The organism is Verrucomicrobiota bacterium (genome assembly GCA_027622555.1).
Lineage (GTDB): Bacteria > Verrucomicrobiota > Verrucomicrobiia > Opitutales > UBA2995 > UBA2995.
Window position 1 is genome coordinate 1 of the sequence record JAQBYJ010000169.1, and the last position, 9198, is coordinate 9198.

Annotated in this window: 7 protein-coding genes; 1 reads left to right on the forward strand and 6 read right to left on the reverse strand. The window is 52.0% G+C overall.

The genetic code is table 11. The features are described 5' to 3' along the window. Nucleotides 1–246: 246 nt before the first annotated feature. The 6 genes from O3C43_23550 to O3C43_23575 are packed head-to-tail and all read right to left on the reverse strand — an operon-like array spanning nt 247 to nt 8292. Complete coding sequence (locus tag O3C43_23550; protein MDA1069460.1) at nt 247–450, reverse strand: hypothetical protein; 204 nt, start codon at nt 448–450, stop codon at nt 247–249. Between the two features lie 11 nt (nt 451–461). Beyond that, nucleotides 462–1916, reverse strand: coding sequence for a PhoPQ-activated protein PqaA family protein (locus O3C43_23555; GenBank protein ID MDA1069461.1), 1455 nt, complete (start codon nt 1914–1916; stop codon nt 462–464). Further along, complete coding sequence (locus O3C43_23560) at nt 1909–3351, reverse strand: sulfatase (protein MDA1069462.1); 1443 nt, start codon at nt 3349–3351, stop codon at nt 1909–1911. Before O3C43_23560 ends, O3C43_23555 begins: the two co-directional genes overlap by 8 nt. Next, nucleotides 3348–5375 (reverse strand): sulfatase, encoded by a 2028-nt coding sequence (locus O3C43_23565; protein ID MDA1069463.1) that lies wholly within the window; start codon nt 5373–5375, stop codon nt 3348–3350. The genes O3C43_23560 and O3C43_23565 overlap by 4 nt, the downstream gene beginning before the upstream one ends. Nucleotides 5376–5386: 11 nt before the next feature. Next, nucleotides 5387–6052, reverse strand: coding sequence for a nitroreductase (locus O3C43_23570; GenBank protein ID MDA1069464.1), 666 nt, complete (start codon nt 6050–6052; stop codon nt 5387–5389). Between the two features lie 59 nt (nt 6053–6111). Next, entirely contained in the window at nt 6112–8292 is a 2181-nt protein-coding gene (locus tag O3C43_23575) for a penicillin acylase family protein (GenBank protein ID MDA1069465.1), read from the reverse strand. A 163-nt stretch (nt 8293–8455) separates the two neighbouring features. Here O3C43_23575 and O3C43_23580 point away from each other — a divergent pair, with 163 nt between their 5' ends. After that, a complete protein-coding gene (locus O3C43_23580; protein ID MDA1069466.1) occupies nt 8456–9070 on the forward strand; it encodes a TetR/AcrR family transcriptional regulator in 615 nt (204 codons plus the stop codon). Nucleotides 9071–9198 lie beyond the last annotated feature (128 nt).

The following is a 9198-nucleotide window of genomic DNA, read 5'->3' on the forward strand; positions in this document are numbered from 1 at the left end:
GGCTTCAGCAACATCGGCTACTTTCCAAGGGTCTCCATGTTCTCCGGCGTCGCTTAAAAGCAAAGCCCGTGCATGCAGAAACTTCTTAGCGGGTATCTTCCCACTGCGAGTCATTGTTTTCAGTTTCTCGCGCTCTTTCTTCGTCAGGGTGATTTTATATCTTGGTGCCATGACTCAAACATGGCGCAATCCCAGAAGCCTGTCTATACGAAACATTACGTGTTATATGGTACTAGGCATTCTACTTTACCGAAACTTCCACCCATTTGTAGTTTCCGGTTCGACTTGAGGTCTCGCCTCGACACGGCAGGTCGCCAGTAGCTGATTGATCTTGGCCATGACGTCTGGGCGTTGAGCGGCAAGCTCGGTGGTTTCTCCAATATCGTTTTTCAGGTCGTAAAGCTCCACGGGATCTTTCGGATCCATTTGAACTGCTTTCCAGTCGTCCATGCGCAGCCCGCTTATTTCGAAGGCATGCGAGAACGCTTGAGCAAGGTTGTCGCTATCGATTCGAGACCCTGCGCTTGGTCTCTGGTTTCAACGTACCAGTATACTTCACGACCAGAGGTCTCACTTGACGGCAGGGTTGCATTCCAAAGCGATGTACCGGCCCCCTGTTTCATTGGCACCGATAGGTAGCTATCCTTGGCATCGTTGAACTTCTTCCCCTGCAGAAAACAGTAATAGAGACGAACTCCCGTAACGTTCGCCTGACTGTTTACTATGGCGCTTATGTTCAACGTGCCGTGCTCCTCCGACTCCAAGGCTGCGACAGTGGTTACCGGTCGTCCCCAGAAACAATGAGCTGCCCAGGCGCGATAGGCTTGAACATGGGTCGATGTTCCCATGCCGTGAAGGTAATTGGGCACGTAGGCAAAACTCTTGTCACCCTCGTAAAAGGGATAAAAACCGTGATCATCAAAACTGTTAAAAAGGTTATCGTTGGTTCCGATAAGATACATCACCGGAACCTTTACCCGGGATAGAAATTGGTAGGGATCGATATAGGCCATGTACTCGTATCCGCGAGTAGTATACATGTCCTCGATGTGAGCCATGTATTCGTGTTTCCATCCTTCGTGTATTTTTCGAGCTCCGTCTGGATTTGGGAGCTTACCTGGAGAAGGGCTATGGGTCTGAATCAGGTGAAGGAAATTGCCTGGTCGTGCAATGGAAACGATCCCTCGAATGCGATCGTCCACCGCCGCTGCGATCCAAATTGATTGCGCTCGTTTAGAACTTCCTGCCAGAACAAACTGGGTGGCCTGCACATCCTCAAGTTCGCCCAGCACTGTCATGGCTCGCATATAGATTTTGGCCAGGGCAATCCAATGAATCCAATTCGGATCGCCTGTCTCGAAGAACTTGGCAGCGGTATATCGACGAACTGGTCCTTGTCCTATAACGCCCCAATGGTCGCCTGGCATATTTGACTGCAATAACATGGAAGGTATTCCTAATTTCAGGGTAGTGAGGGAACCATACTCCTTTTCGAGATCGAAACCATCTGCAGCATTGGAACTGCCACCCTGGTTTATGATGGCCATGCCTCGTTTTGACTCGGCAATTCCGTTTGCCGGCAAATACACCTTTGCCAGATGCCTTACCTCTTCACCTCCCCAGTTTTGTGAAAAGAACTCGAGTTGGATGAGACGAACTTTTCCCGCGTTCATCTTCGAGGCCGGCACCAACTCATCCGCCAGAATTTTCAGATCCAATGTAGATGGATCCTTCATCTCCATCAAATTGAATGCGTTGGTTGGTGGGAGCTCACTTGTGTCAGCGTGCAATTGACCGGAGGATGAGGTTGTCAGAAGTGTACCCAATAGAAAGATACGAAATACTCTTGCGCTTTCTATCTTCCACGTGGAGATGTTGGCTGCCGATGGTTTTGATTCAGGGACTTTATCATTCATTAGTCTTTTCATGAGTAAGGTAATGTGCGGTTTCGACATATCCGGCGGGGCGGGTGTTTCGGCCCAGATAGGGGCCGTCGCCCAAATCAATACGGGTTTTTTGGATCAGCTCTTTGAGACGTTTGACCACTTCGGGGTTTTCGGCGGCAACGTTCGTCGTTTCGCCGGCGTCATTTTCCAGATCGTACAGTTCGGTGACTCTGGTTTGGGCCATGCCTGTGCTATTGCGTTCAATATAGGATACATGGAGCTTCCACTTGCCGCTGCGCACCGCGCATAGGTGATTCATCCAATAGTAATAAAAAGCTTCGTGGGGTGTTTTGGCATCTGGTTGGCCCGATATGAGTGGCCATATGTCGCGACCATCGATGATTCGATTTCCAGGCAGCGTGCCGCCGGTAAGTTTTGCAAAGGTGGGTAAGAGGTCCATGGTGGTGGTCAGCTCGTGGCAATCGGTCCCCGTAGGGATGACCCCGGGCCATTGCATCAGGGTGCAGACACGCATGCCGCCTTCCCACACCTCGCCTTTCTGCCCTCGTAACGGGGCGTTGCTGGATTTGGAACGGAAGGTTCCACCGTTGTCCGAGGTGAAGATGACGAGGGTGTTATCTTCGATTTTCAATTCTTCCAGGGTGTCGAGGATGCGCCCCGTCGACCCATCTATTTCCTGAACCGCGTCACCGATTGGGCCATTACCGGATTGGTCTTTAAAATCGTCCGATACATGGATGGGAATGTGTGGCATGGTGTGAGGGAGATAGAGGAAAAAGGGACCTTCTCTGTTTGCCTTGATGAATTTAACGGCCTCGTCAGTGTAACGCTTGGTGAGAAGGGCTTGGTCCGGCTCTTCCTCAATGACTGATTCGTTACGCATCAGGGGTAGTGGCGGGTAACCACGAGTGGTGTTGAAATGCCCCATATCGTTCGAAAAGGGGATTCCGAAATAGGTATCGAAGCCCTGGCGGGTAGGTAGAAAACGGGGTTGATCTCCCAAGTGCCATTTCCCCACACAGGCGGTGGCGTAATCTTGTTCTTTAAGCAGTTCGGCCATGGTGAACTCGTCTGGGTGCAGCCCCTTGTGATTACCGGGGAACAGGACCCACTGGCCGCGTTCATTGTGGGCCATTCCCACACGCCGTGGATAACAACCGGTCATGAGGCTTGCTCGTGACGGAGTACATACCGGGGATGTACTATAGAAGTTTGTAAACCGTCGGCCGTCTTGGGCCATGCGTTCAAGATTCGGGGTGGGGTACTTCGAGCCGAAAGGACCGATGTCCGCATAGCCAAGATCGTCTACAAAGATGAGAATTATGTTCGGATTTTGAGTTGCCGCACTGGTCAACTTCGGTGACAGACACAGGACGCACAGCAAGCTCAATAAACTCACATGTAACGAATGGCTCCGCATTAAATTAATTCCAAAACGATTCATGATTGACCGTGAATGATGGTGATCCAGACGGGAGAATCCGGTTCGGGTTGTGTCGGATCGTACGCCAATGTATCCAAAGTCTTGTCATCGACGGGTGTAATCCTGTACCTGCGCGCCTCTCCGGATTGAAGCGTTTCATCAAGTCGCCAGCACAGGTGCTTTCTGTTTTTAGAATCGGTGAACAATCGCACTTGAATCGGTTGCTGATCATGGATGGTGGTCATGGTAAAGCCAGTGTGTCCTAACAGTACTTCGGGGATAGCCGTGGAAAGCCAGACGCCACGGATATCCTGTGCGCCGGCGAGCGCTTCGATAACCCAAGAAATACCAGCTTTGGAATCCGGGGGCAACTCACCACCGTGGCGCTCCCTGACTGGAGGCTCAATGGCTTCGATGGGACCGGGGTTGGGATCTTCCGGGTCAGGCAAGCGGTCTCCGCGAACCATGCGTTTGTAGGTTCGGAATATGGTGGGGTCGCCGGTGAGCCGGGCGTCCTCGCTTTCCCTTAGCTCCTTGTCCAGTCGCGAACGCAGTTGGTCTCTGACGGTTGCGTACTCGGGAGCGTTGGCGAGGTTGTTCACGCAAGCGGAGTCGTTTCGGATATCATACAGCTCTTCGGCGGGACGCTTGGCCATGGCCAGATTGAAATATTCAGCGATGGCGGGGTCCTCTCTTTCAGAGACAAGAAGAGATTTGGAAGGTGAACTGTCGATGTCGTAATAGGCTTCATGCATGGGGCGCAGCGTGCCGTCGTGGTCGTAGGCCTGGGGTTGTCCCGCGGGCCAGAAGTTTGGCTCAAAATTGCGCAAATATATATAATCGTGTGTCCGGATTACCCGTTGCGGATAGCCGTAATTCCTGTACCTCGCCGATGCGTGACGTTCGCGCCCGGCGATAACAGCGTCGCGTGTCGGGTCGACAAGTCCCTGCTTTTTGCTCTTGAGGATGTTCATCAGGCTGCGACCCGCCATGGGGAAGGGCCCGAGATGTTTCACTTTCGCGGCCTCAAGAAATGTCGGTGCCAGGTCGACGAAACTTATCATGTCGTCGATCACCCGTCCACCTGGAATTTGCTTTGCCCATTTCACAGCCATCGGCACGTGCAGGCCGTACTCGTATACGTTGGACTTGGCTCTTGGGAAAGGCATGCCGTTGTCACTGGTGACGATGACAAGGGTGTTTTCCAACTCCCCGCGTTCTTCCAGTATATCGAGCATCCGTCCCAAATGTTTGTCGAACCACTCGACCTCTACGCTGTAATCGAGGATGTCGGACCGGACGATAGGCGAATCGGGCAGGAAGGCTGGGACCTGGGCATCGCCGAGTTTTTTGCCGTTTCGTTTACCGATGCCGTCGCTGTAACGGCGATGAGGTTCGGTGCCGCCGTACCAAAAGACGAAGGGCTTGCCGTGTGGGCTGGACTTTAAAAAATCCTGGAAGTTGCGTGCGTAATCGTTGCTGTTGATGCCTTCGGGAGAAGGCGCCTGGAAGCTGTTGTATTCCGTTCCGCTCGGATTCCGGAGCCGTCCGGTCCCTCGCCAATCGCCTGGCCCCCAGCCTTTACCGGTGAAACCAACCCAGTAACCGGCATCTTCAAGAATGTCGGGATAAACTGGATACTTGGGCGGAAACGTGCTGGAGAAATTGCCGGCGTGTTCAATCTGCCACGGATAGCGGCCTGTCAGCAGCGATGCTCGAGAGGGGCTGCAACTGGGATAGGCGACAAAGGCATTATTGCAAAGGACACCCTCACGAGCAACCCGGTCGAAGGCCGGCGTTTGGGTGGATTGATTTCCGTAGGCCGAAGCATGCGGCCAGGATTGGTCGTCGGAAATTGCGATTAAGATGTTTGGACGGGAGTCCGATGCGTGGATGACGGTCCCCATAGATATCAGAATCGCCAAGCAGTACAAGACTATTCGTCTAACAATTCCGGCTGTTGTTTGTTGCCTTATTGCAATAGGCGATAAGGATCCAGTCGATTGCGTATAGGTATTGCAGAGTGAATATTTGCTCAAACTCATCGGGATTTCAGTTATTCAAACCACGTCGTAAAAGACTCTACAGGTTCACGCTCAGTGCGGTACTTATTTACCGGGTCTTCCGAAGCCGGGTAACCTAAAGCCACGCCGCAGACCAGCGACAGCGAATCAGGCAGTTGTAGAATCCCTCGCACGATGTCCGGAAACTCGGCCATCGAAGCTTGCGGGCAGGTTTCCAGTCCGTGTCCGCGAGCGGCCAGCATTACATTCTGGATAAACATACCCATGTCGATCCACGATCCTTTTTCCAGAACGGAGTCGATAAAGAACATCAACTCGACCGGAGCCCCGAAACCGTTGTAATTCTTCATCCATTGATGGGTCCTGGCGTTTTTGTCTTCGCGTTTAATTTCCAACGCTTCGTAGAGCGCTAATCCGCAAGCCTTTTGGCGGGACCGATACGGCTCGGGAAAGCGTTTAGTATAATATTTGTAGTCGGGATTCGGAGCCTGCCCTGAAGAGCGCGCCTCAATGAGGGCATCAGCGATCTTCTGTTTGGTATTTCCGGTGATTACCATGACTTGCCACGGCTGAGTGTTGACACCGGAAGGCGCCCATCGGGCCGTATCCAGGATTTGGTGAATTATATACTTCGATACCGGCTCATTCGAGAACGCTCTCTTGGATGCTCGGTGTCGTATTGCCTCCATGACGCCCAATGGAGTAATTTCTGGGGACGTTGCTTGAGTCTGTCCCGTTACGGTGGTTTCGAGTGGATTCATTGCGTTCCCTTCGTCGATATACTCAGTTGCGACTCAGCATGGGCCAGGATCTTTCCGCGTGCAAACCAGGCACGTTTGTATTGTCCGTTGGTGTACCGTTTGGTCTGGTCGGCGAAGTGCAGCGACTTCGGGTCGTCGCTCTGTCCATAAGGTACCATGGTGAAGACACGCGGGGGGCTGCTCATCTCGGCCATCATCATACCGTCAGATCCGGAAGCATCCAGCCACATGCCATCCTTCGACCGTTTGGTGTTTTGAGAGGTTTGCCACATACCTTGGGAAACACTATCAGCCGCGCCACTTGGAAAGCGGGTGCCATCGGCCAATTGGATTACATTGATGTTGCCCCATTTCGGGGTGGGCGTTCCGTGTAATTTTACCAACGAAGCTACCGCCTTAACCAGTGCTTCATGAGCTCGCTTAACTTCCTCAACGGGTACCGCTTCCGGGTGGTTGGGCAGGGCGGGTAGCACATTGAGCATGTCGGCAACCTGTCCGAGGACTGCCCAGTCAGGATCGTCTTTTTCATTGGCGGCGATCACGGCCAGCCATTCCCGATAGATGGAGTAACCGCGGGACTCTTTGTTCGCCACTGGATTTTTCATCCACTCAGCCAGCGTTTTCATGGCGATGTCGACCTGACTGTTCCCTCCGTTACCCAGTTCTTGGTAGGCGCGTTCAATCAGTGGCCAAACCCATTCGGCCCCGAGGATGCGTGTATCGAGCGACCATTCGAGAACGTCTTCTAGTTTGTGTTTCGGGATGCTGTTGATCATGTCGACTGTGCGTTGTGACCGTGATGGAAGGTAGGAGCGTTCCGGAGAGGTCAGTAGCCAGTTTGGAAAGTCTTTTGGCGACATGCCCCAGGCTCCATCTCCTATGGTCCAGTCCGCTGCATTGCTTGCCTGGTAATAGCCTCCGGGATCGTTTTCGGAGAGAGGTAGTTGGTCGGGTGAAAGTGTGCCCTGGTAAAGCGTATCCTTGTGACTTCCGTCCACCGCTTCCAGCCAGTTGTATTTTTCATTTCGAACTGCGAGCCGGTTCCACCAGGTAAAGAAGATATTTCCTTCGACATCGGTGTAGAAAACATTGCCGCCGTCCATTTGATTTATCGCGCAGGCCGCTTTGAAGTCATCGAGATTTCTGGATGTGAGTGCCGCGTATAATTGTCCGGGTATACCCACTTCTCCCATCACACTCATACCTGCGGCAAACAACTTGCCCTTGCCCTGCTTTATGACTGGCCCATGTACGGTATGGGCTACGCGGCGGACAACGGTTTCATCGCCCTTAACCTCTATTATTTCACTCGAAAACAGAAGGTTCCTGTATTTACCATCAAACCAGTATTGATTCGGATTGTCAGGATTGGTTTTGAGAACGAAGCAATCCCCTCGATCTCCCGGGTTTCGGGTAAGTGTCCATCCAATGCGGTCCGTAACGCAGACGAGAAATAGCGGGCATCCCACGCTCATAAATCCGTGAGCCTCCAAATCGGGAGTGAGATAGTGCTTCTCATACCAGCGGTTGAAACCACTCCAAGGCGTGTGCATATCGGATAGCATGAGGCTGTTTCCGCTTGCGCTGCGGGAAGGTCCCAGGACCGCTCCATTGGATCCTTCGCCGGCAATGGGATCTCCCCCTTGGCCGAGAAGGTCTTTCTGGGCTTGAGACATCTGCCGGTAAAGTCCGCTAAACAGCAGCATGGCCAAAGGCTCTTGTGCTTCGATAGGCCGCGCGATAGAAGGAAGTGGTTTTTTTGTACTCTCGATATAGTGATTCACGCCTGCGGCATAGGCCTGAAAAATCTCTCGAACTTCCAGGGGTATCTCACCCCATTTTTCATAGGCAGTACGCCGGGCACCGCTGAGTCGGGCCTTGTAGTCGCGGTCGATCTGACTGGCACCCAGTTGAGCGGCCCGGGTGCCGGTTGCCGTCAGAATGTTTTCCATGAGCAGGTTTAAACGATCCTCGGCTTGGGCATAGCCATCTCCAAAAGCCGCATCGGGCAAGGTTTCGGCGATGATGTAGGGAACTCCGAACTCATCCCGGACAATTTCGGCTTTGTATGAGTTCTCGCTCTGTCCGCTTACAGCTGAATTGCCGATTAAGAGATTTAACAGGCAGACGAAATGGAGTATGCTATTTGCCCAGATTGGTTTGGTTATCTTGTCCATAGTATTGGTGCATGACCTACATTTGAAGACGGGTCTTTAAAGTTTATATCCTTGCATTTACCAAACGAACGATCGTTAGGTAGTCAATCAATAAATTAACCCATAGCGGGAGTGGGGTGCTGGAAGTTCGAAAATCACCTTAAATCACCTTAGCTCAATAATTATGGAAATCGTAGACAGAACCAGACCCATGCCGACGCCGGAAGGACAAGCCCGCAATTCGGAGATATACAGGACTGCTGCGGAACTCATGGTAGAAAAAGGATTTGGAGGCACTTCCATCGGCGACATTGCTCAGGCAGTCGGCATGACCAAGTCCGGGCTCTACCATCATATAGCCAGCAAGCAGGATATGCTCTATAAAATCATGACCTATGTTATGGATAGTGTTGAGGCGGTCGTTGTCGAACCGACACGTAACATTGCCGATCCGGAAGAACGATTGCGGGAGATCATGCAACTGCATGTTCGAGGTCTGATCAAGTACGGTCCCGCGATGTCGGTGTTGATGTGGGAAGTTAACCATTTGGAACTAGCTGGCCGCACCGAAATCACTGATCGAAAGGTGGCCTATCACCAATACGTCCAATCAGCCGTGGAAGAACTTGAAGTGGCAGGGCGATTACAAGCCCAGGATATCAAGATGACCACCCAGCATATTTTGAGTACCATTCGCGGAATTGCCCGCTGGTATTCTCCGAATAAATCCCCAAAGGTGAACGAGGTCGTCGAAGAGACCATCAACTTTATAATGCGAGCTATTTTGAAGCCGTCTTGACCTCTTTTTACTCCTCAGCTTGATCTCTCTGTGGGAATATAATAGAGAAGAAGAGGAAGGGGTCAGAGTATCAAGAAGAAATTCCAAAAATAATCGATTTTGTTAATTGGGCACACTCCGTCCTTTGG